This is a genomic window from Membranihabitans maritimus, from assembly GCF_021729145.1.
Taxonomy (GTDB): Bacteria; Bacteroidota; Bacteroidia; order Chitinophagales; family Saprospiraceae; genus Membranihabitans; species Membranihabitans maritimus.
Genome location: NZ_JAJSLW010000063.1, coordinates 1 through 767, shown reverse-complemented (window position 1 = coordinate 767; position 767 = coordinate 1). Strand labels below are relative to the sequence as shown.

Sequence of the window (767 nt, the reverse complement as noted above, 5' to 3'; positions counted from 1 at the left end):
CGTGTGTTTAATCATATAACAGACCCCATTGAAGTTCCTTTTGAAGGAGCTGATGCACCATTGCGGGAAATTGTGTACGAGGCAGTAGATAGTTGCTGGAATGTGAGTACCTGGTCGAAGTATCTGAAGGTGAAAGACGAGACGGTACCCCATGTAGTAACGGACGATGCTATTCGGGTAGCCCTGAATCACAAGGAGGAATGGATTGCAGCAGAAGTATTTGGAGAAGGTAGCTACGACAATTGTGGTATTGAGTTGGAGTTGGGGAGAAGAACAGATTGGTGGCAAGATCCCAAATGCGTGAACTTGTGTCCATCGGGGCAAACGTATGGAAATTGGGCGGATATTTTGGTAGCTATCGGTTTTGATCGAGGAGATGTAAACGTGGTATTGAGCGGTGGCACGTTGAATGGTTCGTATAACCTGGATTTGGAGCGGCTGAAAGAAAATGTATTGAACGATACCGAAATCGAGAAACATTATTTCAAATCGATTGCTTGGTTGTGGGAAGACAGTGATTGTGGGGAAAAGGTAGTGCATGGATGGTTGTATGAAATAGCAAGTGTGTTGATTGATCCGGGGTATTGTGGATTGACGGATGAACACGGGAATGCCTTGAATGAAGAAGTATTGCGAGAATTTTTTGATCGATTGACCGGTGTTCCGGGCTATGGTAAAGAGATTGCTTATCTGGGCGGTGGCTGGAGTACGGATGTGCCGTTTAAATGCGAAGATGCCTGTGAGGCGGTGACGGTGGAATATTTAGC

General features: G+C 45.8%; 1 protein-coding gene. It reads left to right on the top strand.

Annotation, left to right across the window (positions count from 1 at the left end; translation table 11 throughout):
- A partial coding sequence (locus LVD47_RS23310; protein WP_236981123.1) for a hypothetical protein occupies nucleotides 1-767 on the top strand: 767 nt, incomplete at both ends.